This window comes from Nocardia sp. 2TAF39, from assembly GCF_052114905.1.
In the GTDB taxonomy this organism is placed as follows: Bacteria; Actinomycetota; Actinomycetes; order Mycobacteriales; family Mycobacteriaceae; genus Nocardia.
Map to the genome: position 1 here is coordinate 61204 of NZ_JBFRFQ010000017.1, position 23627 is coordinate 84830.

General features: G+C 65.3%; 24 protein-coding genes. 15 read left to right on the top strand and 9 right to left on the bottom strand.

Annotated elements, in window-relative coordinates:
• Positions 1–73: 73 nt before the first annotated feature.
• Together AB4Z47_RS13460 and AB4Z47_RS13465 are read left to right on the top strand one after the other, a co-directional pair.
• Positions 74–562 (top strand): MarR family transcriptional regulator, encoded by a 489-nt coding sequence (locus tag AB4Z47_RS13460; RefSeq protein ID WP_441950781.1) that lies wholly within the window; start codon positions 74–76, stop codon positions 560–562.
• A gap of 71 nt (positions 563–633) precedes the next feature.
• Complete coding sequence (locus tag AB4Z47_RS13465) at positions 634–1419, top strand: SDR family oxidoreductase (RefSeq protein ID WP_441950782.1); 786 nt, start codon at positions 634–636, stop codon at positions 1417–1419.
• 237 nt (positions 1420–1656) lie between these two features.
• Here the strand turns inward: AB4Z47_RS13465 and AB4Z47_RS13470 are convergent, their stop codons facing one another.
• Together AB4Z47_RS13470 and AB4Z47_RS13475 are read right to left on the bottom strand one after the other, a co-directional pair.
• Positions 1657–2418: an ABC transporter permease gene (locus AB4Z47_RS13470; RefSeq protein ID WP_441950784.1), complete on the bottom strand. Its 762-nt coding sequence runs from the start codon at positions 2416–2418 to the stop codon at positions 1657–1659.
• Positions 2415–3692 (bottom strand): glycosyltransferase, encoded by a 1278-nt coding sequence (locus AB4Z47_RS13475; protein ID WP_441950786.1) that lies wholly within the window; start codon positions 3690–3692, stop codon positions 2415–2417. Before AB4Z47_RS13475 ends, AB4Z47_RS13470 begins: the two co-directional genes overlap by 4 nt.
• Before the next feature lie 120 nt (positions 3693–3812).
• Between AB4Z47_RS13475 and AB4Z47_RS13480 the strand changes: the two genes are divergently transcribed.
• Both AB4Z47_RS13480 and AB4Z47_RS13485 read left to right on the top strand, forming a co-directional pair.
• The gene (locus tag AB4Z47_RS13480) at positions 3813–6383 is read left to right on the top strand and encodes a cytochrome P450 (RefSeq protein WP_441950788.1); all 2571 of its coding nucleotides are present in this window, start codon (positions 3813–3815) and stop codon (positions 6381–6383) included.
• 195 nt (positions 6384–6578) lie between these two features.
• Positions 6579–6764 (top strand): hypothetical protein, encoded by a 186-nt coding sequence (locus AB4Z47_RS13485; protein WP_441950790.1) that lies wholly within the window; start codon positions 6579–6581, stop codon positions 6762–6764.
• Between the two features lie 204 nt (positions 6765–6968).
• Here the strand turns inward: AB4Z47_RS13485 and AB4Z47_RS13490 are convergent, their stop codons facing one another.
• The gene (locus AB4Z47_RS13490; RefSeq protein WP_441950792.1) at positions 6969–8114 is read right to left on the bottom strand and encodes a hypothetical protein; all 1146 of its coding nucleotides are present in this window, start codon (positions 8112–8114) and stop codon (positions 6969–6971) included.
• Between the two features lie 207 nt (positions 8115–8321).
• On the opposite strand from AB4Z47_RS13490, the gene AB4Z47_RS13495 reads away from it, so the two are divergent.
• The 3 genes from AB4Z47_RS13495 to AB4Z47_RS13505 all read left to right on the top strand — a co-directional run bounded on the left by AB4Z47_RS13495 (position 8322) and on the right by AB4Z47_RS13505 (position 9829).
• Entirely contained in the window at positions 8322–8876 is a 555-nt protein-coding gene (locus AB4Z47_RS13495; RefSeq protein ID WP_441950794.1) for a class I SAM-dependent methyltransferase, read from the top strand.
• 9 nt (positions 8877–8885) lie between these two features.
• Positions 8886–9353, top strand: a complete 468-nt coding sequence (locus tag AB4Z47_RS13500; RefSeq protein ID WP_441950795.1) for a MerR family transcriptional regulator — start codon at positions 8886–8888, stop codon at positions 9351–9353.
• A gap of 275 nt (positions 9354–9628) precedes the next feature.
• Entirely contained in the window at positions 9629–9829 is a 201-nt protein-coding gene (locus tag AB4Z47_RS13505) for a hypothetical protein (protein WP_441950796.1), read from the top strand.
• A 75-nt stretch (positions 9830–9904) separates the two neighbouring features.
• Here AB4Z47_RS13505 and AB4Z47_RS13510 read toward each other — a convergent pair whose 3' ends face one another.
• Positions 9905–10183, bottom strand: a complete 279-nt coding sequence (locus tag AB4Z47_RS13510) for a hypothetical protein (RefSeq protein WP_441950798.1) — start codon at positions 10181–10183, stop codon at positions 9905–9907.
• A 178-nt stretch (positions 10184–10361) separates the two neighbouring features.
• Between AB4Z47_RS13510 and AB4Z47_RS13515 the strand changes: the two genes are divergently transcribed.
• From AB4Z47_RS13515 to AB4Z47_RS13525, 3 genes are all read left to right on the top strand, one after another.
• Complete coding sequence (locus AB4Z47_RS13515; protein WP_441950799.1) at positions 10362–10640, top strand: ANTAR domain-containing protein; 279 nt, start codon at positions 10362–10364, stop codon at positions 10638–10640.
• Positions 10641–11305: 665 nt separating this feature from the next.
• A complete protein-coding gene (locus AB4Z47_RS13520) occupies positions 11306–11497 on the top strand; it encodes a hypothetical protein (protein ID WP_441950800.1) in 192 nt (63 codons plus the stop codon).
• Between the two features lie 107 nt (positions 11498–11604).
• Positions 11605–12045, top strand: coding sequence for a nuclear transport factor 2 family protein (locus tag AB4Z47_RS13525; protein ID WP_441950802.1), 441 nt, complete (start codon positions 11605–11607; stop codon positions 12043–12045).
• Between the two features lie 526 nt (positions 12046–12571).
• On the opposite strand, the gene AB4Z47_RS13530 is transcribed toward AB4Z47_RS13525, so the two are convergent.
• Complete coding sequence (locus AB4Z47_RS13530) at positions 12572–12769, bottom strand: general stress protein (RefSeq protein ID WP_441950804.1); 198 nt, start codon at positions 12767–12769, stop codon at positions 12572–12574.
• 107 nt (positions 12770–12876) lie between these two features.
• Complete coding sequence (locus AB4Z47_RS13535; RefSeq protein WP_441950805.1) at positions 12877–14169, bottom strand: glycosyltransferase 87 family protein; 1293 nt, start codon at positions 14167–14169, stop codon at positions 12877–12879.
• A gap of 202 nt (positions 14170–14371) precedes the next feature.
• Between AB4Z47_RS13535 and AB4Z47_RS13540 the strand changes: the two genes are divergently transcribed.
• Positions 14372–15001 (top strand): UdgX family uracil-DNA binding protein, encoded by a 630-nt coding sequence (locus AB4Z47_RS13540; RefSeq protein WP_441950807.1) that lies wholly within the window; start codon positions 14372–14374, stop codon positions 14999–15001.
• Between the two features lie 42 nt (positions 15002–15043).
• Positions 15044–15448, top strand: a complete 405-nt coding sequence (locus AB4Z47_RS13545) for an ankyrin repeat domain-containing protein (RefSeq protein ID WP_441950809.1) — start codon at positions 15044–15046, stop codon at positions 15446–15448.
• On the opposite strand, the gene AB4Z47_RS13550 is transcribed toward AB4Z47_RS13545, so the two are convergent.
• On the bottom strand, positions 15445–16818 hold the full coding sequence (locus AB4Z47_RS13550; RefSeq protein WP_441950810.1) for an FAD-dependent oxidoreductase: 1374 nt from the start codon (positions 16816–16818) through the stop codon (positions 15445–15447). The genes AB4Z47_RS13545 and AB4Z47_RS13550 overlap by 4 nt on opposite strands.
• A 217-nt stretch (positions 16819–17035) precedes the next feature.
• Here AB4Z47_RS13550 and AB4Z47_RS13555 point away from each other — a divergent pair, with 217 nt between their 5' ends.
• Positions 17036–18598 carry an amino acid permease gene (locus tag AB4Z47_RS13555; protein WP_441950812.1) on the top strand — a complete coding sequence of 521 codons (1563 nt, stop codon included), beginning with the start codon at positions 17036–17038 and terminating at the stop codon, positions 18596–18598.
• A 65-nt stretch (positions 18599–18663) separates the two neighbouring features.
• Positions 18664–19392 (top strand): hypothetical protein, encoded by a 729-nt coding sequence (locus AB4Z47_RS13560; RefSeq protein ID WP_441950813.1) that lies wholly within the window; start codon positions 18664–18666, stop codon positions 19390–19392.
• A 63-nt stretch (positions 19393–19455) separates the two neighbouring features.
• Here AB4Z47_RS13560 and AB4Z47_RS13565 read toward each other — a convergent pair whose 3' ends face one another.
• Positions 19456–19947 carry a carboxymuconolactone decarboxylase family protein gene (locus AB4Z47_RS13565; protein ID WP_441950814.1) on the bottom strand — a complete coding sequence of 164 codons (492 nt, stop codon included), beginning with the start codon at positions 19945–19947 and terminating at the stop codon, positions 19456–19458.
• Positions 19944–21026, bottom strand: coding sequence for an NAD(P)H-dependent amine dehydrogenase family protein (locus tag AB4Z47_RS13570; protein ID WP_441950816.1), 1083 nt, complete (start codon positions 21024–21026; stop codon positions 19944–19946). Before AB4Z47_RS13570 ends, AB4Z47_RS13565 begins: the two co-directional genes overlap by 4 nt.
• Positions 21027–21320: 294 nt before the next feature.
• Here AB4Z47_RS13570 and AB4Z47_RS13575 point away from each other — a divergent pair, with 294 nt between their 5' ends.
• The gene (locus tag AB4Z47_RS13575; RefSeq protein WP_441950818.1) at positions 21321–23573 is read left to right on the top strand and encodes a serine/threonine-protein kinase; all 2253 of its coding nucleotides are present in this window, start codon (positions 21321–21323) and stop codon (positions 23571–23573) included.
• Positions 23574–23627 lie beyond the last annotated feature (54 nt).

A 23627-nucleotide genomic window follows, 5' to 3' on the forward strand; every position in this document is an offset into this window, starting at 1 on the left:
CCGGTCACGCCGAGCCGACCTGCACCGCGATATGATATGGAAGCCATACCACTCGTGCGAAAGTAAATGGTGTATGACTCCCACAGCAGGTCGGGCCGCGGCGCGGCATCGACGGCAGCTGACAGTTGCCGTCAAGGAGGCGTTGCGCGACTTGAACATTCAGCTGGCGCTGCTCAATCGGAGGTTCGGCGGCCGGGTCGAGCTCAGGGATGTCGACTGGACCTGTCTCGACCTCATCAACCGACATGGACCGTTGACTCCGACCGCGTTGGCACGGCGTACCGGGTTGCATCCAGCCACGCTGACAGGGATCCTCGACCGACTCCAGAAGGCTGGTTGGATCGCGCGCGAACGCGATCCCGAATCGGACCGCCGCGCGGTCACCCTGCGGGCGGTGCGCGATCGCAATTCGGAGCTGTTTCAGGTGCTGTCCGGCATGAACACCAGAATGGACGAGTTGTGCGAACGCTACTCCGAGGCCGAACTCGAGGTGATCGCCGACTTCCTGCGCCGAAGTGGTGCGGCCGGGCACGAGTCGGCCGAAGAGTTGGCGGAAGACTGAGCCTGGATCGGCAGGTAGACGGTTGTCCCCATATCGCCTGTCACACTCGTCCTCGGTGCATCGTCTACTGGATGACAATCGAAACGAAGGAGGCAGCGATGCGGATCGCGGTGGTCGGAGCGAGCGGGCGGATCGGCCGCGAGGTCGTCGATGTGCTGAAGAACCAAGGCCATGAGGTCGTGGGTATCGCTCGGTCGGCGGGCGTAGACGTCTACACCGGCGAGGGCCTGGCGCAGGCGCTGGCCGAGGTGCAGGTAGTGGTGGACGCGGTCAATGCGACAACAACGGAAACCGCTGCGGTGACGGACTTTTTCCGCACGATTGCCCAGAACGTGCAGCGGCAGGCCGCCGCCGCGGGCGCGCAGCGGATCGTGCTGTTGTCGATCATCGGTATCGATTCGTTCACCTCAGGGCACTACGCCGGGAAGCTGGCGCAGGAGGACGCCTATCGACAAGGCCCGGTGCCGGTGCGCATCCTGCGTGCCGCCCAGTTCCACGAGTTCACGGAGATGATGCTCGACTGGACCACCCGCGGCGATACGGCCGACGTTCCGGAGTATCGCACTCAGCTCGTCGCCGGCAGTGTCGTCGCTGAGCAGCTGGCCGAGCTGGCCGTCGAGGAGAGCGGTCCTGAGCTGGTCGAGATCGCCGGCCCACAGGAGCTGAACCTCGCTACGGCCGTGGCGAAACTCGCTGCGCGACGCGGCAATCCGGCGCGGGTGCAGGAGATCCTCGACACTGACGACCCCAACCACGAGCTGCAGGCGAACGGCGCCCTGCTGCCGGGACCGGCGGCGATCCTTGTCGGGCCGACGTTCGACGAATGGCTGGACCAGCACTACCCGACGCAGCAGTAACTCAGCCGATCCTGTGCCCGCCCGAGACGACCCGCGGAGCACGGTCGGTGCCGCCGAGTCGACGTGGACGACTGCCGTGAAGTGTGGCATCCATCGCGAACGCCCAACGGGCGGGCGTGGGACTCGGAGCATGCCGGCTCGATTGGACGCGAGCGGTGATCATGGTGCCAGATCGCTATGGTTGGAGTTACCCAGGGCAGGAAAGTCTTCGGTGCGACCGAGCTGTGCACGCGAACTTCATCGGCGCGACAATCGGCTGAATATCACGCTCGCGCAGGCGAAGCCGATAATCGTGAGCCCGAAGCACCAGGATACGGCGAGAGCCGTGTTGTCTCCGGTGCCGGTGGAGTTGAGCAGTCCGCGCACCGTTTCCACGACGGGCGTTGCCGGTTGATATTCGGCGAAACCGCGCAGCCACCCCGGCATGGTTTCGGTTTGCACAAATGCGCTGCTGATGTACGGGATGAACATGATCGCGTAGGTGAGTCCCCCTGCCGCCTCCGGGTTCTTGGCGAGCAATCCCAGTGCGACCGCGATCCAGGAGATCGCCACGACGAACAGCGCGATCACCGCCAATACCGACAGCCAGGCGGCCGGGTCGGCGTGGGGTCGATACCCCAGAACGAGCGCCGCGGCGACCGCAATGCCGATGGCCGCCAGATTGCGGACGACACCTTCGGCAACGTGCCCGGCCAGGACGGCCTGCCTGAACATCGGGAGCGTACGGAACCGGTCGATGCTGCCCTTCGTCATATCCGTCGACACGCTGGTGGCCGTGATCGATGAGCCGAATCCCGTGCACAGCAGCATTATTCCGGGCACCACGTAGTCCAGGTAGGGCCCTCCCACGTCGATGGCCCCGCCGAAGACGTAGGTGAACAGCATCATGACCAGGACCGGCATCAGCAGTGAAATGATCAGTGTGTCCCGGCTGCGCAGGGTATGTCGGGCACAACGCTGGAACATGACGACCGTGTCTGTGAAAACGTGCGACGTCACCGGGCGGTGGCCTCTACGATGTCGGCGGCGCGGGCGGCGGCGTCCTCGGTGCTCAGTGTCTTCGCGAATTCCGCTGCGCGGTCCCTACATTCCCGCGTGAGTATCGAAGCCACGCCGCGCTCGAGGCGAGCTGCCGTGAGCTGCGTGAACTTCATGTGCGCGCCCACTCCGAGGCGCTCGACCTGCGCGCCCCACATGGGCTGCTCGAACGACACCGAGCAGACGAGCGTCGGCAGTCCGGCGCGCAGGCTCTCGAACAGTGTTCCGATCCCGCCATGATGAACAGCGGCGGCGCACCGCGGAAAGACCATGTCATGCGCGAACGGGCCGACTACCTTCACGTGCGCACCGGGTTTCGCGGCAGCGATGTCCAGATCGCTCCAGCCCGCGCTCACCAGCGCACGTACACCCAGCCGCGCGGATACCTCGGAGACTATGGCCAGCATGGCTGCCGCGTCCCGGATCGGCATGCTGCCGAAGCCGAAGAACACCGGTGGCTCCCCCTCGCTCGCCCAGGACAGAATGCCGACATGGTCGCCGGCGAGATCGCCGACAGATTCGCGGGCAGCATGATCGAGTGTCAGGAAGCCGGTGAAAGGCCGGCGCTCGTCCCACTGCTCAGGTAGCCCCGGAACGAGCGCGGGATCGTAGATCTGCACTTCCGGGACGTTCCGGCGGGCCAGCACTGCGGCTGTGCTCGCCCACGATTTCGGCAGCCCCAGCATCGCCCGCAGGTCGTTGAGGTAGCGCATGAACACGACGCGGCGCAGGTTCTCGGCAAGTACCCAGGTTGCTCGATTGACCGGTGCCGGCGGATTCCAATGCGGCGGAAGGGCACCGGGGAACGGATAGGCGCCGTTGTTCCGGCAGGGGAAATAGTGCAGGCTGACCAGAGGAACGTCCATCGCCTCGGCAACCGAACTCGCCCGGTCTTCGGTGACGGTGCTCGCGACGATCAGGTCGGCGTCCGCGCACACCTCGATGACTTCGCGGTTCATCCGGCCCGCGTAGTCGGCCATCTGCCGTGCGACCAGCTGCATAAGGCGAAAAGTGTTTCCCGAGGCCAGCGCCTTCTGCCCGGGCTCCGAACTGTAGAGCTGCTGTATGTCGGGACCGCACACGCGGGCGGCAAGCCCCGTGCCGGCGACAAATCCGATCAGGTTGGGCGGTGCGCCGAGCAGCACGTCGTGACCGCGCCGCTGCAGCTCGAGCCCCAGCGCCACGATCGGCTGTACGTCACCACGGGTTCCGGTGACCGGAATCGCTATTCTCACGGCGCTTCTTTCGGTGTTGTTGTAGTACCTGTCGACACTGTGCCCCTACCGGCGCTCGGCGTGCAGATGACAGCATTGTGGGCTCTTCAGCAGGGTCGGGCGTCGGTACAGTGAACAATTGTGCACATAGCGATGTTCATGGATTACCACCCGGCCACGCTCGGCGGAGTCCAGACCGGGGTGAGCTCGCTGCGTCGCGGGCTCGAGCGCGCCGGTCACCGCGTCACGCTCTTCGTGGCGCCGCTACCTGGTGCGGACGTAGAACCGATCCAGAACATGGTCGAACTCCATGCCGTCGCCGCACTCGCTGTCAACGGTTTTGCAATTGTGCTGCCTACCAAGCGCAATGACAGATTGATCGACGCGGAATTCGCTGCTCGCGGCCCGATCGACGTCGTACACACACATACGACCTACGGCGTCGCCATCGCTGGAATGAAAGCAGCACGGCGCCATCGGCTTCCGCTGGTGCATACTGCGCAGAGCCGTGACGACGCGTTCATCGAACACACCTCGCCCGCTCCGTATCCGACAGCACTGGCGATGCGCGCACTGCACGGCCGGTTCGTCCCGCACAGCCATCACATGCCACACGTGCCGGAAAGCCGTGCGGCGCGCCACGCCTGGTGGACGATAGTCGGCCAGGCCTGGGCCGCTGACCAGGTGATCGCACCGACGCGCCATTTCGCTCGATTGATGGTCGCGCACGGACTGACACGACCGATTCAGGTCGTGTCCAACGGCGTCGACGACGAAGTACTCCAAAGCCGCGGTAGCAGTGTCGTTTCCGAACCGCCGACCGACGGACCGCTGCGGCTTGTCTGGAGTGGACGGCTTTCCGCCGAGAAGCGCCTGCTCGAATCGATCGACGCAGTACGGCGCACCGACAACTGCACACTCGACATCTATGGCGACGGCGATTTACGCGACGACGCTGCCGCCGTGGTCGCCGAACACCATCTGAACGATCGAATCCGGTTGCACGGTAGGGTTACACAGGCAGAATGTATCTACGCCATGTCCCGATGCGACGCTCTACTGTTTCCTTCCTACGGATTCGACACGCAAGGCATGGTTTTGCTCGAGGCGGTGGCGGTGGGCCTTCCGATTGTCTACTGCGATCCCGAACTCGACGAGTCCGTGCCCCCCGGTGGCGGCATTCGCACCCAGAATCCGTCGGCCGACAGTATCGCCGAGACGATCTCCTCGCTCGCAGACGACCGTCCGGCACTCGCCGACATGCGCGAGATACTCGGCAGGCACTGCGGCTCTGTTCTTCAGTCACGTCACACGGGTGCGGTTGTCGAAATCTACCGGCAGGCAGGTGAGGAATCGGCAAAGCGCCCGGAATCGGCAATGCCGCAAACCCTTTCGCAAGTTCCCACCGCGCCGGGTAGGTTGCCGTTGGTGGGGCACAGCCTGCGGGCACTTCGCGGCGCCCCGGAATTTGTGACGTCACTTTCCGAGCTCGGTCCGGTAGTGCGGATATTTTTCGGGCAGAAGACGGGATACGTCCTCACCACCCCGGAACTGGTTCGCGATGTCGGCTTGGGCGACGCCGAATTCAATCGTGAAGACCTGCGCGAAGCGATCAAGGATATTGCGGGCGGATCGGTCAACGTTTTACGCGGCGAGGAACACAAGCTGCGGCGCAGGATGATCGCACCCGCTTTGCGTCAGAGCCGGCTCGCCGAGTACACGAAGACGGCGGCCGATATCGCCGACACGTGGTCAGCGGGACTTCCATCGGGCGTTCGTGTGGATCTGATGAACGAGGCCCACGGCCTGGTGCTCGACACGGTGTCGTCGACGCTGTTCACCGCAGGCTTCAGCACCAGCGCACGACGCGAGATCCGGGACAACGTGCCTTGGCTGCTCAGCCAAGTGATCCTGCGGACCGCGTTACCGCCACAACTGCGCCGTCTCCGCGTCATCGCGAACTGGCGGTGGCGCAGGAAAGCGCGGCATTTGCGTGCCGCTATCGGCGATGTAGTGTCCGAATATCGCCGTTGCGGTGCGGATTTCAATGACGTGGTGTCCGCGCTGATCCGACATACGGATAGTGAGACCGGAGCAACGCTGTCCGACGAGCACATCATCGATGAAGCTATCCTGATGCTGGCTGGCGGTGTCGGGTCCATGGCGTCGCTGGCGGGATGGCTGTGGCACGAGGTCATGCGCCGGCCCCAGGTTGCCGAGCCGCTGTACGACGAACTCGATGCTGTCGTGGGATCGGGCCCTGTTCGCGCCGAGCATCTCGGCGCGCTCCCCTACCTGAAACAGGTTGTGGCGGAGACACTTCGCTTCTGGGGACCGTGGATCAGCGCAGGCACCGCCGACGGCGACATCACCATCGGCGGGCTCGATATTCCGGATGGCACGGCAATCATGTTCAGCCCCTACATGGTTCAGCACGACGAACGCTACTTCGCCGATCCGGAAGCGTTCGACCCGGCGCGCTGGTCCCCGGAGCGCGCCGGCGCGAACGACAAGAAAGCCAACCTGTCGTTCGGTGTCGGCCGTCGCCGCTGCCTGGGTGATCACTTCGCGATGCTCGAGATCGCGCTGGCGTCGGCAGCGCTACTGTCGCGCTGGCGGCCGATACCTGATCCGGATTACATAGTGCGGGCCTCGAATCGGGACTTCGTACTGTCGCCCTCGGCCCTGCCGGTCACCCTGCACCCGCGATAGTGCTGTGTGCCGGTCCCGTGTCCGGCGTCCGATCCCGTGTAGAGCGTCATTCCACTTCGCCACACCCGGAACTAGATATCGCCATTGTCCGGCATTCGCGGTCATATACTTTTCCGGCATTAGTCATCAAATTAGGTGAACACCGACAGTGCACGAGTCATTGAGGTAAGCAGTTCCTCCATGGAAGGATGCGAAATGTCTACCAAAATCACCAAAATCGTCGCCACGACCGCCATGGCTTTGTCTCTCGGTATCGTCGCGGCTCCCGCAGTTTCGGCCAGCACGCCTCCCTCCGCCGATCCCGTCTCGACCCCAGCCACTCCTATCGTTGGATCAGTCGGTTTCTGTGTGATGTTCGGCAGTGTCGCCTTCTGCCTGTGAGACCACCGCCGGAAGCCGCCTGAATCGGGTCCGAATCCAATGGGTGTTGTCGACGCCTGCCCACGCTTCCCGATGGCGTGGGCAGGCGTAGCGCCCAGGTCACGACACCGGGCGGCGACGTTCTGCTCGAACACGAAGATGCCGCGGTCGAGCAAATGGTTCCGCTGATCGTAGCGCTGTAGCTCGTCAGAGGTCAGCTGGCGATCAAACTTCGCGTTGCACCGTCTGCAGGTCGGACGGTGCGATCGGAGGTTCGCCGGCTGCAGTCGCCACGGTGGCCGCGGCGGCATGTTCGGCATCCTCGACAGTGCTTCGTCCGAGACCGCACGCCGTCGCCACACCATAGGCGGTTCGGCCGGATGCCTGCTCGAACAGCGCGAGGCTCCGGCGACTACCTTGGGTGTCGGCTGGCGACACGACACCGGCGATCAATTGCCAATCCTCGTTCAGGCGGCGGAGCGGCCGGTAGAACGCTGAGTTGAGCGGCGCGGGGTGGGCGCCATAGGCGCAAGGAATGTGCGCGGGCGGCAGCGGCACACCGCGTTTGCGCAGTCTTCGTGCGGTGGCGTTCAACAAGTTCACGGCCGGCGCGATAGTCCGCGGGGCGAGTAGTTCTTTGTGCTGATAGTCGCCGTAACACAGGTGCAGGACGGTCTGCGCGCCGATATCGTGTGCGCCCTCGAGGAATCCCGCCAACTGGCGCGCCACCAGACGCCCGACCGGCACGTGTGCGCCCAGTTGTGCCGCCTTGACCAGTGCCAGCTGAGCGATCGGCGACTCCACCTGCCACGTGAGCGTGTCGCCGTATTCCGCTGTCAGTTCAGCCATTTCGGCGAGCACGGCCTCGGCGAACACCGGTAGGTTGCGTAGCGCGGGCGTGAGCGCTCCACCATGCCGTAGCGCGCGCCCGAGCGGAAGACCGTCGGCGACCGCGGCGCCCGCGAACACGAACAACGCCATGTCCAGCGGGTTCGGCTGACTGATCTGCAATCTCGTACCGGCGAGCTCGGGATGCCGCTTCTGCACCTCACGGAACGCGGTGACAGCTTCGGCGATCCGCTCTGCGCGGTCCATCGATACATGGCGGGGCTCGAGTGTGTGTCCGTGCCGTACGCCGTAGCCGCGCATGTCGGAGTAGTCAGCGAAATCACCGCTGCGCACCACCTCGAACACGTCGAGGTGTTTCTCCCGATCTCGGAGATACTGCACGACCCAGTTCGGGTCGAGATCACAGGGGACCCCGGTCAACTGGTGTCCATGACTGCGCTGGACGAACCATTCCAGTACGTCGGTGTCACTGGTCATCAACTGCGGAGGCAAACTGCCCACAAAGTGTACGAATCTGGTCATCGCCTGTCCAAAAGGTAGTGATCACATGCGGATCAGGCCGCTCGCCCCCCCACAACCCCGTAGCCACAATCCGACGATTGCAGTACACGGTAAGGGAGGGGGTAACCGCAGCATCCCCATTCACGGGAAGGCGACTTCGGAGAAGCGACCACTTGACTTCAGGTCGACCTCAACTCGCAAGCTGAGGTACTGCGAGAAAGGGAAATCATGACAACGTTCGGAGAGAAGCAGAGTCGAGGCTACGACCAGCGGGCCAGTCGGCTGCTCGGTGGCCTGTATTCGCTGGTCGCCACCGAGGTCGACGCCGTCGCGAAGCCGGATGCGTCAGTGCTCGACGTTGGGACCGGCCCCGGAAAGCTGTTGGCTCAGTTGCGGTCCCAGCGTTCAGACCTGCGGCTGCATGGTGTCGATCTGTCGCCGCACATGATCGATCTCGCCGCGTGCAATCTCACCGGCGGCCCAGTCGAGCTTTCGGTCGGCGACGTCTGCGCACTCCCCTACTCCGACGAAAGCTTCGACCTGATCGTCTCGAGCCTGAGCATGCATGAATGGCCCGACGTGGATCGGGCGGTCGCCGAGCTGGCCCGGGTGCTGCGGCCCGGTGGCACCGTGGCGATCTACGACTTCCGATTCGTGCGCACGGCGGCGGCGCGTGCCGCGCTGCATCATTGGTTCGAACCTGCGACGGTGCGACGCGAAACTGTCCGTCCGCCACGGCATCCGATCGGTCTGTACGCGCGCTTCACCGCGCGCACCGCCTAGAGTGCGGGTATGACGGGCGGCGAGCTATCGATCGGGGATCTCGCGGCGCGTTTCGGCCTCGCCACCCATGTGCTGCGGCACTGGGAGGACGTCGGCCTGCTCGCGCCGCGGCGAGACAGCGCGGGGCGTCGCAGGTACCGCGACGCCCACGCGGAGACTGTGGCGATGATCTTGCTCGGCAAACAGGTTGGGTTGTCACTCGACGACCTTGCCACCCTGTTCGCCGAGGCGTCGGATCGGACGGCCCGCCAGAATTTGCTGCGCGCGCACCGCGACCAGCTCGAGCGCCGCGTCGCCCAGGCCACCGCGGCACTCGACACCATCTCGCACGCGCTCGACTGCGGCGCCGAAGACTTCCGCAGCTGCCTGCACTTCCAGGCGAAGGTCGCCGGCGCGCTCGCGCTGACGACTGCAGGCGCGGAACGCCCGCCCCGTCGGCTTCCGGTGGTTGCGGCGATGGAGCCCGGCACCGAATGAGGAGATCGCGCCAGTTCAGCGCCACCGCGCCGAGGTGACGTCGCATACTGCCAACAACTGTCCGTCGGCCCGATCTCGGCCGTGGGCTACGAATCGATCGAAGCGCCGAGTGTAAATCGTTATCGCACAGAGAATTCCGCTCGGACGGCGGGGTTTCCCGCCGTTCCGGCCGCTTCGGGGTGATTCGAAGGTCGAGGAGGCGGACCGCTGCCGTTTTCCCGGATAGGATCGAATCAGGCCGAAGCGACGATTCGACTCTCGATGGGAGGTGCCACGTGAGCAGGACAATTCGAATTCCCGCGGCAGAACTCGCCGACCATATCGGCGAGTCAGTCGTGGGGTACGGCGAGCTTGCGCAGGCGGGCGTGGTTCAGCCGGGTGGCGATCTCGTGGTCGCGGTATTCGGGGTGGAATCCAACCGGCGCGAGAAGTCGTTCACGCCGACCCAGCTGGTCGAGCTCGAGGTCACAGACTAGTCGCTAATCCCTCCAGCTGCACAAAGACAGCCTGGCCGAGCCGGGGCCGACTCCACCAGGCTGTCAGATGCGATGTCAGCTGATCAGTGCGTTCATGATCGTTCCGGCACTGGTGGCGATAACGCCGCCGAGCATGCCACCCGCGACCATTTTCGCCGAAGCGAGTGGGCCGCCGTTCCATTTTTCCCAGGCGAATCTCCCGCCTGCATACATAATTCCCGTTACGCCCGAGAGAATCACAAACCACGTGAAATATCGAACAAGCGTCAGGATTTTGTCCGAGTTGGGTGGAGCTTCGGGCTCCGGGTTGCTCACCTGAGCCATCAACAATTCTTCGATCGCCGTATTGATCATCGTTGATCTGTCTCCCATGCGTCGCCGCCGGACAAGCTATACGCAATCGCTATGACGATGGAAGTATCGCTACCCGCGCCCAATCCGTCAACCCTCCGACCGGCGGTCGAGGTGTGCCTGCGATCGATTCAGACCGCCGAACTGGTGTCAGGTCGCCGAAGACGGGTAGTGCCTGGGTGTGAGCGACGATGTCACAGCACCCGGTGACCTGGATCCGGTGGCCGCGCGAGCGGTGATCGAGCAGGCCAAAGGGGCCGTGATGCTGGTCTATGGGCTCGACGCCGAGGAGGCGTTCGCCATCCTTCGGGTGCGCTCCCAGGAAACCAACACCAAGCTGCGAGTCCTGGCCGCCAAAGTAGCCGCCGAACTGCCGTCGGTCGGTCTCCCCGCCGTCACCACCGAGCTGCGCAGCAGGGTCAACCACTTGCTGTCGACCGCGCACGAACAAATCCGGTAGGCGCTGACGGACGAGGCGGCACACCAGAGATATCCCGGCGACCCGACCCTTTTCCGAGGGTTTCGGCGGACAAGCGGTTGCCCGGCAGGTGTCCGCGGGGTTGCCCTGGTGGCTACCTCGTCTGGGCGACAGCGAACACTCGACCGAACGGCGGCCAAGTGGTGCCGTCACTGCGGCCCGGGTAGGCGCGCGGAAGTGGGGCGAGCTGGGTGGTGAACTCGTTCCACCTCGCGTTGTCGACGGCGCTGCGGCGCAATTCGGTATCGCCAACCCGGTCGAGTATCGGATTCTCACCGGTGAGGCACTGGAGATAGGTCGTTTTCCCAGGCGTCGACCGTACCGCTGGGTGCGGCAAGCACCTCCGCGACGCTCGTCGTGATGTCCGGGCGGCACCCCGTCGGCAGCGATCCGGTATGAACCGGAGTTGGCCGTCGGAGTCGGGTCGACGTCCTCCCCACCACTGGACCGCATCGCGATAAACGCGGCGCGTCAACGTTTCCGCGACATCGAGCACGTTCGCCCCCGGCGAGAGGGTCTGCACTGCGATGGTCATGACCCGATCTCTCCCGACGCGGACACCGGGGTTTCGGCTCGGCGACCACATGGAACGGAATCAGTCCAGCCATCACGGTTTCGTAACGGCCGACTGTGGGTATCACGTAACTATGACGGATCACCGACCAACCCGGATCGCCGGTGTGGAACGGGGAACCGGCGCGCTCGCTTTGTCCACGTGCCTTGCCTTTTCGATCGGCATCGCAGCGATCACGCAAGCTGTGTTCCCCACCCTCCTGGCCTGCATCAGTATCATCGCTGGGCTCGCTCTTGTGCTGAACATCCTGCCGCACAAGGCATAACGCGACCACCTCCGGCGTAGCCTCGCCGGCGTAGCCTCGCCGCCCCTTGCCCTCGACCTCGAATCCTGGTGGCATCTATCGAGTACCGGCGTTACTCGGAGGCGCGCATGCTGTCGTTGCAGGAGATTTCGGATCGACTGGAGATCGAGGATCTGATGGTGCGGTACTCGCACGCGGTCGATACCAAGCAATGGGACCTGTTGGACGCCGTATTCACGCCCGACGCGCACATCGACTACTCGGCCATGGGCGGATCGGTGGGTGACCTGGAATCCACGAAGAAGTTTCTCGCGTCGGTGCTGCCGAATTTTTCTGCGTTCCAACACCTGATCAGCAACTCGTCCATCACAGTCAACGGGGACACGGCCACCGGGCGCACGATGTGCCACAACCCGATGATGGTGTCCGGCGACGACGGTGCGTCGAGGATGATGCTGTGCGGGTTGTGGTATCTGGACACATTCGTCCGCGTCGACGGACAGTGGCGGATCAAGAAGCGGGTCGAGGAGAAGGGCTTCCTCTTCGTCGCGGCATCGGCCCCGGGATGAGTTGATACGGGTCGGCTCGGTCCGCCGGTCCGGACTCGCTCTCGATCGGGGTGGGATCGAGCGCTGATGCCGCACAAGGGATCCGGCACATCCGGACCTCCAGTGCCGAATACCTGACGACCTGGCGCCGGGGCGGCCGCTGTTCACCCGACCGCTCCTCCGCGGTGACACGTCGGTGGTGATCGCCGATGGAACTCTCAGTCGTACGGGCCGCAAGGTGTCACATGATCGTGTCGACGTCGCCGTGTACTTCCGTGGTCGCGGGACCGCCGGACGGGCCAGAGACCGCCTCGGCATCGCGCTCGGCCGGACCGAACGCCGTTGTTCGACTGATACTTCGGCGGGTCGCGCACACGATCACCGACGTGATCCGCGACGGGTGTGCCGCGCAATCCATGCCGGTCCGCGTCTCGAACTCGCTCGACTATTGCCGGACAGCAGAATCCGTCCTACGGTCGCGCCGAACCAGCGGGCAAGCCAGCAAGCGATGGGCGAGGCGCGCAACCTCGCCCATCGTTGTCGAGAGTCAGCGGTTCCGGTGGCTGTTCTCGCCGCCGCGGCGCTTGGCCTCGGTGGGCTGGGCCGCGGCACCCTTCTTGCCGGCCTCGCTGGCACGCTTGGGGTCGTTGTCGAAGCTGCCGCTGCTCGCCTTGCCACCTAGGCTGGCGATCTTTCGCTGCTGGTCTTCGTCCATGGCGGCAAAGCCGCGGTGGGCGTTGGCCATTATGTCATCCCTCCTTGCCCCTCGGGTGATTCCTTGCGGCGACGGCTGGATGCCGTCACTGTGGGCGCTACCCGTGGATGCCGCGGGCAAACACTGCGGCGCGGAGGTCAGGGCTGACGGTGCGGCGTCATGGCGTACTCGTCGCGCGGTCGATCCGCTTTTCGCGCTGCCCCGGGCCGCCTGCTGCCCAGCAGGTACAGCACGACGAGCACCACGCTGAACCAGACATAGGTGTTGCCGATGACATGCTGCCCTGGTGTCCAGGCGGATTCGCGGTGCTCGCCGTCGGGCAGCCAGTTCTGCGGACCGATCACGAATACCGCCGCGGTGACCAGGATCGTCACCCACCAGCCGATCGCCCGTCTACCCGAAAGGCGAGTGGTATGGCCGACAAGGGCGAACAATGCGGGCGCGATCCATACCCAGTGGTGCGACCAGGAGATCGGTGAGACCAGCAGGGTGAACACGGCATTGATAGCCAGCGCCAGCGCGGGGAAGTCGGCCGCCCGGCGCATCGCGACAACAACCAGCACGAGCAGCAGGGCGCCGAGCACCAGCCAGACCGCTGTGAAGGCGGGTTCGGGCACCTCGAGCCGGGCGAAAACCGCCTGAATCGACTGGTTGGTGTGGAATGCCGACCCGCTCAGCCCGGACACGTTTCCGAGGCCGCCGAACCAGTACTTGACCGACTCCTTCGGCAGGATCGCAAAGCCGACACCCGTCGCGGCCGCGCCGGTGACGGCGGCCGTAGCGGCGGCGCGGTAGTCCCTGCGCACCAGGAAGTACAGCACGAACGCCGCCGGCGTCAGTTTGATCGCAGCGGCGATGCCGATCAGCATGCCCCGGCGCCAGCGCGGCTTGTGCGTCAGGCAGTCCGCGGCGACCAGCGCCATCAGCAGCAGGTTGACCTGGCCGAAGTCCAGCGTCGAATGAATCGGCTCCAGCAACAGTCCGAGCGGAGTCGCACATGCCGTCGCCCAGACCGCGAGCCTGCGCTGCGCCTCGTCCGGCCACACTCGCCGCGCGACCAGGTAGAGCGTGATCGCGAGCGCGGCCACAGAGGAGACGAAGAAGGTCAGGGCGGCCACGTCCCAAGGCAGCATCGCGAACGGGCTCAGCGCGAGCGCGGCGAACGGCGGGTAGATGAACGGAAGGCCCGCGCCGATGGTGGTCTGCGGCAACTGCCCGTACATGTCCGCACCGTGGCGTAGTGCGTCGACGCCCAGTCGATACACCTGCAGGTCGATGAACCCGCCGGTGATCTTGTGGAACGGCCAGACCGGCGTCAGGAGACAGAACGCGGAGAACGCGACCGAAAGGACAGGTGCCAGCCGCACCGCACGCCCGAGTCGACGGTTCTGGGACATCGGCGTATCGGTGGTGGCCGTGACACTACTCATCCGCGGCAACTATACCGACCCATGTCCGCTCGTTCAGCAGGTGGGAGGGGACATTCGGCACAAGAGTGTGTGCGCTGGACGCGTGGCGGTGGCGAAAACGGGTAAATCGCCAACAGTCCACGGCAGCAGAGGAGGTCGGCATCGTGCCGGTATCGGCGAACGCAGCCCTGGTAGGCGCTGGGAGTGACGGACGGGCCGAGCAATGAAGACGCCTGGCGCCGCAGGGTTCGTTCCCGAGGGTGCGGACCTGGCACAGATGCGGCGCGCGGCCTGTGACTGTCACGGGTGTGATCTGTACCGGCACGCGACACAGACGGTGTTCGGTGCGGGCCCCGAAACCGCGGACGTGGTACTGATCGGCGAGCAGCCCGGCGACCAGGAGGACATAGCGGGCCAGCCCTTCGTCGGCCCCGCGGGTCGATTACTCGATCGGGCGCTGGCGGAGGTCGACATCGACCGCGACGCGGTCTACCTCACGAACGCGGTGAAGCACTTCAAATTCGTCGAGCGGGGCAAGCGGCGGATTCACAAACAACCTGGCCGGACCGAGGTAGTTGCTTGTTCGGCGTGGCTGACCGCCGAGCTCGAACTGGTGCGGCCGAGACTGGTGGTGTGCCTTGGCGCGATAGCCGCGCAGGCGGTGCTCGGTGCATCATTCAAGGTGAGTACCCGACGCGGACAGGTCATCGACGCCACGGACTACCAGGTGATCGCCACGGTGCACCCGTCGTCGGTGTTGCGTGCCCCCGACCGGGCCGCGGCGTACGAGGCATTCGTCGCCGATCTCCGGACCGTCCGGGGACAACTGGGAAAGTCCGCGGCAGCCCGCTGAAGATCCCCGTCGACGCAGACGATCACTGGTAGAAATGGGCTCGTGACCGATGACGAGATTGATCCGGAACTGATCGAGTTGGCCGGGAAGGTCTTCGACTTCGCTCGACGCGGTGACGCGGCGGGCCTGGCCACCTTCGTGGACGCGGGCGTGCCGGTGGACCTCACCAACGACGCAGGCGACACATTGCTCATGCTCGCCGCGTATCACGGTCACGACGACGCGGTCGCGACCCTGCTGGAGCGGTCGGCGGACCCGAACCGCGCCAACGACAAGGGCCAAACCCCGTTGGCCGGAGCGGTTTTCAAAGGCGAGACGGAGATCGTGCGACAGCTCGCCGCGGCAGGCGCCGACCCGGACGCGGGCACGCCGTCGGCGCGCGACGCCGCCGTCATGTTCGGCAAGACCGAGATGCTCGAGCTGTTCGGAGGCTCAGCGCCGCGCTAGCCCCGCTTCCGGACGGCGGTGACCGCTTTTCGGGCCGCCACCAGAACCGGGTCCCACACCGGTGAGAACGGTGGCGCGTAGCCGAGGTCCAGGGCTGTCATCTGCTCGACGGTCATCCGGGCGGTCAGCGCGACCGCGGCGATGTCGACGCGCTTGCCCGCGCCTTCGCGCCCCACGATCTGCACGCCGAGCAGGCGGCCGGTGTGGCGCTCGGCGAGCATCTTCACTGTCATTGTCTCCGCACCAGGGTAATAGCCCGAACGACTGGTGGATTCGACGGTGACCGCCGCGTATTGCACGCCCGCGGCGCGAGCGTCCTTTTCGCGCAAGCCTGTTCGCGCCACCTCCAAGTCGCATACCTTGCTGACCGCGGTGCCGACGACACCGGGAAAGGTCGCGTATCCCCCGGCGATGCCCGCGCCGATGATCTGGCCGTGCTTGTTGGCGTGGGTACCGAGCGGGATGTGACGTTCGCGGCCGGAGACCAAATCGAGCACTTCAACGCAATCGCCACCAGCCCAGACGTTCTCCCGGCCGCGCACACGCATGGCCAGATCGGTGAGCAGGCCGCCGTGCTCGCCCAACGGCAACCCGGCCGCACGGGCCAGCTCCGTTTCCGGACGGACACCGATGCCGAGCACTACGACGTCGGCCGGGTATTCGGCAGTGTCCGTCACGACCGCGGCCACGCGCCCGTCGTCCCCGGTCCGGATTTCGGTCACTTCGGCATGGCACACGATCTTGATGCCCAATCCGCACATCGCGTCACGAATCAGGGCACCCATGTCCGGATCGAGGGTGGACATCGGCGCAGCGCCCCGGTTGACCATCGTGACGTCGTAGCCGCGCCGGATCAACGCCTCGGCCATCTCGACGCCGATGTAGCCGGCACCCACCACGACGGCGCGGTTGCCTTCGGCCCGCTCCAGCGTCTCGATCAGCGCCTGGCCGTCGTCGAGGGTCTGGACGCCGTGGACGCCGTCGGCGTCGATGCCGGGCAGCGGCGGGCGAATCGGCCGGGCGCCGGTGGCGATCACGAGGTGGTCGTAGGCCGTCCACGACTCGCCACCGGACGCGAGGTCGCGGGAACGAATCCGGGAACCGTCGAGGTCGATCTCGGTCACCTCGGTGCGCAGTCGCAGGTCGATGTCGCGGGCCCGGTGTTCCTCAGGTGTGCGGGCGATCAGGGCGTCCCGGTCGGCTACGTCGCCGCCGACCCAGTATGGAATACCACAGGCGGAGAAGGAGGTGAACCGGCCACGTTCGAAGACGACGATCCCCAGCTCGCTGGTGTCCTTCATTCTGCGCGCCTGCGAGGCCGCCGACATGCCCGTCGCGTCACCGCCGATGACCACCAGTCGCTCGCTCATGGTCCTCACGCTACGGCGGACAGCTATTGAGCGGGTGCCGGGGCGGCCGGACGAACCGGGTCACCGCGCATGGGCCGTGTGGTTGTCGAGTTGTCCGGTCCCGGTGTCACCGCCGTTCCCAGGTCTCCTGGTTGCCGTGCGATCTACCCGTGCGTACTACACACTGATCTTCTGACAAACGCGGTATGAGGGCAGCGTTTTCACCCGGGAGCACGATATGACCGACACCCGATCACCCTCCGACGACGAACGTCGGCTTGCCGAACTCGGCTACAAACAAGAACTGGCCAGATCGTGGTCGGGATTCTCGAATTTCGCCATCAGCTTCACCATCGTCTCCATTCTCACCGGTGGATTGGCCAGTTTCGGCATCGGTTTGGCCAATGGCGGCCCGATCACCATGGCCTGGGGATGGCCCCTGGTCTCGGTCATGGTGCTGTTCGTCGGACTTGCCATGGCGGAATTGGCCTCCGCCTATCCCACCTCCGGCGGCCTCTACTGGTGGGCCTCGGAACTCGGCGGACCGGTGTGGGGATGGTTCACCGGGTGGTTCAACCTGATCGGTCAGATCGCAGTGACCGCGGCGATCGATTACGGCGCGGCCATCTTCACCACCGTCGTGCTGAACGTCATCGGCATCGGCATCGGTACCGACCGCACCGCGATATTTTTCGTGTTCGCCGCGATTCTGGTCCTGCACGCCGTGCTGAACGCGATCGGCCCCCATCTGTCCGCGGTGATCAACAACGTGTCCGCGTGGTGGCACGTCGGCGGTGTGGTCATCTTCGTGGTCGTGCTCGGGTTCGGCGCGAAGCACCACCAGAGCCTCGGATTCGTCTACACCGAAACGGTCGACAACAGCGCGGTGGGATTCGGCGGGGTGGCATTCAGCTTCCTGCTCGGTCTGCTACACGCGCAATACACGTTCACCGGGTACGACGCGTCCGCGCACATGTCCGAGGAAACCCACGACGCTTCCCGCATGGCGGCCAAGGGCATTATCAATACGATCATCGTGTCGGCGATCGCCGGATATCTGCTCATCATGGCGGTGACCTTCGCGATTCCTGATCTCGATGACGCGCTCGATCCGGAGATGAACAGCGGCTACCCGGTGATCTATATCCTGGAAAACTCGCTGAATTCGTTCTGGTCGAGTCTGCTGCTGGTCATCGCGGCGATCGCGCAATTGTTCTGCGGTTATGCTTCGGTGACGTCGGCCTCCCGCATGCTGTTCGCGTTCTCGCGTGACGGCGCCGTGCCCGGGTCGGCGCTGTGGTCGAAGTTGTCGGCGCGGAGGGTGCCGGTCAACGCGGTGCTGTTCATTTCGTTCTTCGCCTTCGTCCTGCTGATTCCGTCGATGCTGGTGCCCGCGGCGAACGCGCCGACCGCGTACGCGGCGGCCACCTCGGTCGCGACCATCGGCCTGTATATCGCGTACGGCATCCCGGTTCTCCTGCGCCAGCTGCACGGCGCCCGATTCCGCACCGGCCCATGGCAACTCGGCGCGTGGTATCGGCCGGTCGGTCTGGTCGCGCTGATCTGGATCGTGCTGATCAGCTTCCTGTTCATCCTGCCCACCGACGACCGCGGCTATCCGTGGGACAGCGAGTTCACCTGGAACACAGTGAATTACGCGCCGATCACCCTGGTCGGTGTGGTGGGCGCGATCGGGATCTGGTGGCTGATATCGGCGCGGACCTGGTTCACCGGCCCGAAGCGGACGGTGGACGAGCCGCCCGCCGGCGAACCGGAAGACGAGGCGCCCGCCATCGTCTGACCGACCTACACGGCCGAGAACCGGCATTTCGATTTTGTCGGTCCCGGCCACTAGGGTTCGTCGGCATGGAAAGGACCGACCTGGCACGTATTTCACCCACCGGGAGGATTGTGTTCCCGGGAAATCCGTGGCCCGACGGGCATGTGATCGAGGAGTTCGCCTGGACCGGCCGCTTGGATCCGGCCGGTGACCTGTGGTTCGATCTGCACCTGCAGTCCGCGGACTACGACGCTGAAGGGGCACCCGGCGACGGCGTCGAATGCGAGCCCGAGGACGATGCGGACCACGAGGACTGGACGTCGCGGATCGTCTGGCAGAACTATCATCGCTGCACACTGTCGTCGACGTACTGGGGCGAGGATGAGGGGACCGGCTTTCGCGCAGCCGAGCCCGGCCGTCCGTTTCTGCTGAAAGCGGTGCAGCCGCAACGGCTGACGGTGGATCCCCTTCCCCTGGCCCAGTTCGACGACGTCGAAGACCTCGCGTTCAACATCTATCTGCTCGGGCACGACTCGGTCGCCGACCAGGAAGTGTCCTTCACCAGACGCGCCGACGGCAGGCACGACATCGACTGGCGAGGCCGTATCGCGCTCACCTACTGCGCCCAGTACGAATTCGAGTACGGCTTCCGCGCCCGAATTTCCGGCGCCACGCTCGACTTCATCCGATTTCCTGCGGACATCTCGGCCGAGCAGGCACATCAACAATTCACCGCGGTGGTCGACGCGCCCGAGGAATTCGAGCTCGGCCTCGTCGACGGGCAGCCCGCCTGGGTGTCGAAACTACGGGCTTGACGGAATCGAGGCCAGGTCGTGCCGTGGGCCCTTCCGTCATCGGTACGTTTCGCGTGGCTGGGCCTACTGTTCGGCGAGATGGCTGGGCAGCACACAGACCGCGTCCAGGCCGAGCACGCGGTTCAGGCGGCCGAAGGCCAGCCAGGAGCCGATGCTCATGCTGAGCTCGACCAGTTCGACCTGGCTGTAGTGGGCGAACATCCGGGTCCAGAACTCGTCGTCGAGATTGTGGTGATCGGTGGCGTAGCGCTCGGCGTATTCGGCGGCAAGGCGGGTGCGTTCGTCGAAGGCGTCAGTGGTGCGCCAGTTGGTGACGGCGTCGGCGAATTCGGGCTCGACTTTCTTCCCATCGCGCTCGGTGCGCCAGTCCTGGCAGAACAGGCAGCCGTTGATCTGGGCAATGCGCAGCCGCGCCGCCTCGAACTCGCGCAGTCCCAGGGTGCTGTGCGAGTACACCGACAACGAGAAGTTGGAGGCGGCGATGCCGATGCCCGGGACCATTTCGCCCCAGACGTAGCCGATCGGATCCCTACCCTCGGGAACATCGATGATCATGTGCGCTTCCTTCCGAGTTTGCCGACCGCCGGGCGTAGCGGGATGTCCAGCGCGTCGTAGAGTCCGGGTTCGGCGGCTACCAGCCAGTCGATCGCGCTCACCAAACGGCCGACGGCCGTCGCGTTTCCGCCCGCGGACCGGTTGCCGTCCTCGTCGGTGGCCGCGACTGTCACTTCGATGCGTGGGCGGCCCTCGATGATCACGCGGTGCGCGCCCGCGCCGCCGTCGGCGAGTGAGGGCCAGTCAGGGGCGCAGGACGGATGGATGCGGGTGACGTGTTCGATGACGAAGCGTGCCTCCCCTTCCACGATGCCCTGAACCTCGAACCGCACGGCGCCCTGGGTGCCCGCCTCGAACTCCCCCATGGACACGGTGGTGACGGCGCTGTCCAGTGCTCGCCGGTCCAGCGTCTCGCGGATCTCGTCGAGTTCGACACCCAGTGCCCGCGCCATGAGCCGAATCTGCCCGCCCCACACCATGCTCGGCACCGACGGCGCCAGCATCGGTGGCTGATAGTCCATCGGCTGACCCATGCCGACCAGGTAGCGCACCGAGTCCGGTTGGTCGTAGCTGGAGTAGTCGAAGATCTCCTGGCAACGAATCACCTCGACCCTGCTGCCGAGCCCGCTGACCAGCGCCGGCAGGACGTCGTTGCCCCACCCGGGATCGACGCCGGAGACGAACAGCGACCCGCCGCCTGCGGCGATGGCGGCCAACACCGGCTCGCGCACCTCAGCTGGGGCATTGCGCGGGTCGTAGAGCGCGTAGAGCGCGGGTGTGACGACCACTGCGCCCGCGCGGAGTGCGCGCACGATGTCGCCGAGTGCGTCGTCAGGGCGGATGTCGCCGGATGCCGCGTAGACCACGGCGTCCGGCGCCGCGGCGAGTACACCATCGATGTCGTCGCTCGCCGCGACTCCGAGCGCATAGTCGAGGCCGCCGAGCTCGCCCGCGTCCCGGCCGACCTTGTCGGAGTTGCGGACGAGCACGCCCGTCAGCCGCAGAGCCGGGTGGGACTCGACGGCGCGGATGGCCGCCCGGCCGACATTGCCGGTGCCCCAGACCACCGTGGAGATCATTTACCGAGGGTAGCAAGCGCTTGGTCGGCAGTATGTGCTTCCATGTAAGCTCGCAAAACCGGCCTCTGCGCGGTGGATCTTCACGGTGTCGTGCGACGGTCGGTGCGCGCAGGTAGCCACATCGCCCTGGGCTTCCGCAATTCCGATCACGGATGCGGCGGCCCAATTTCCCAACGTGCTTCACCGTCTAGCCGATCACTACGCACAAACTCTGCCCGCCATATTGCGCCGCCGGACTGAGATTTCCGTGGCCCAACGTCGGCCTCAACCCGGCGGCAGCGATACGATTGGCTTATGGCGTGCCCCGCCTCGCCGGGTCCGGAGGCGACGGCCGAATTCGACCGCCCGCCGGGAAAATCGCGGGTCACCCGGGTCGCCGACGTAGTTGAGCGCTTCGCCGACGCATGGCGCACGGCGGCTACACCGCCGAAGCTGGCCGCTTACCTGCCGGATTCCCCCGCGATCCGCCGCGTGTCGCTGATCGAATTGATCAAGGTGGACCTGGCCAACCGGTGGGGGCGCGGCAAGGCGCCGAAACGGCTGGCCGATTACGTCGCGGAACTGCCGGAATTGCGTACCTGGCCCCTGCCGCCGGATCTGATCTACGAGGAATTCCACGTCCGCAAGCAGGCGGATAGCTCGGTCGCGGTCGCCGAGTACACTGCGGCCTACCCCGAGCAGAGCGACCAGCTCTCGGAAATGCTCGCCACCGACGACTACCACAGCACGGTGATGACGGTCCCAGCCGAGCCGACGAACCTTGATGAACTCGCCGCCGGACAGAAGATCGACGACTTCGACTTGATGACCGGTCTCGGACGAGGCAGCTTCGCCCGGGTGTTCTTGGCCAGGCAACGGTCGATGCAGCGGTTGGTCGCAGTGAAGATCTCCCGTGACAGAGGCACTGAGCCACAGACGCTGGCTCAGCTCGACCACGACTACATCGTGCGGGTCTTCGACCAGCGGGTGCTGGAGAGCCGGAAGTTGCGCCTGCTGTACATGCAGTACGTGCCAGGCGGCACGCTTTTCACCGTGCTCGAGCGTGTCCGCGCTACGCCACCGGCTCAGCGCAGTGGTGCGATGCTGCTCGAGGTGATCGATCATGTGCTTGCCGCGAAAGGCGAGATCCAGCCCAGTGAATCGCCACAGCGGGCGGAGCTGGCCGAGTTGTCCTGGCCAGAGACCGTCGCGTGGCTCGGGCGCCGGCTCGCCGAAGCGCTCGACTACGCAGGCAACGCGGGCGTGCTGCACCGCGACGTCAAACCGGCCAATGTCTTGCTCACCGCAGAGGGCGTCCCCAAGCTGGCCGACTTCAACATCAGCTTCAGCGACAACGTGTCCGGCGACAATCCCATAGCATACTTCGGCGGTTCGCTGGCATACATGTCACCAGAGCAGCTCGCCGCGCTGCACCCGGACCTGCCGATTACGGCCCAGGACCTCGATACGCGCAGTGATCTCTACGCCCTGGCCGTCGTGCTGTGGGAATTGCTCACCGGGCGCAAACCGTTCGACGACGATGTCGCGACCGGCGGTGACCGTGCCACCCTGGAAGGGATGTTGAAGCGCCGACCCCGTAGTCCGCAGGCGCTGCCCTATTCGGATCTGCCCCCGGATTGCCCGAAGGCATTACAGCGCGCCCTGGTTCGGGCGCTCAACCCCGAACCGGAAAACCGATGGTCGCGTGGTGCCGACATGGCCCAGCAGCTCGAAGTCTGCCTCGACGCCCGCGCCCGCGACCTCGTCGACCCGCCGCCGACAAGCTGGCGCCTGCGCGCCCGCATGCTGATGCACCCGATCATGGCGCTGGCTATCGCCGTACCGAACGCGCTCGCGATCCTCTACAACTACCATCACAATCGCAGTTTGATCATCGACAAGCTCGACGTGCAGACTCAACACCGCATCCAGCAGATCGTGCTCGCGACCTACGGGCTCGGCTTTCTGATCGGTTTCGTCGTCATCAACATGCTGATCGCCGGGCTTTGGTCGATCGCGTGGGGGCTGCGCAAGCGCCGGTCCTATGACGCGGAAACCCTCGCCGGAGCCAGGGCCGACACGCTACGGCTCGGGAAACGCACCGTGTTGACCTGCTGTGCGTTGTGGGCGATCACAGGCGTGGTGGTCCCCGTGATAGTGCAGGTGTCGGGAAACCATATCGCCGCCGAGTCCTACGTCTACTTCTTCATCACTCAAATCGTGTGTGGCGTTGCGATGGCCTATCCCTACTTCCTGGTCAACTTCTACGCGGTGCGGTCGCTGTATCCGATGTTCCTCCCGCATGGCGGACTCGGTGCCCAGGATGCACACCGCCTGCGACAACTCGAGGTACGCAGCACGTACTTCCTGGCCGCCGCCGCCGCGGTGCCACTGCTGGGCGTCGCGGGCGCGACATTCATTCCCTCCGGCGACCTTGCCGCCGTCATCGTGACGCTGCGGCTACTCTGCATCGGCAGTGCGCTGGCTTTCATCGGCGTGTATTGGCTGTTCCGGATACTCGAAAAGGACCTCGCGGCGCTCGAACGCATCGCCGCCCGCGGGACGTGATCGAACAGAACGCGACGGGCAGGATCAAGCAGGTGTCGCGTAACGACGCCAGAT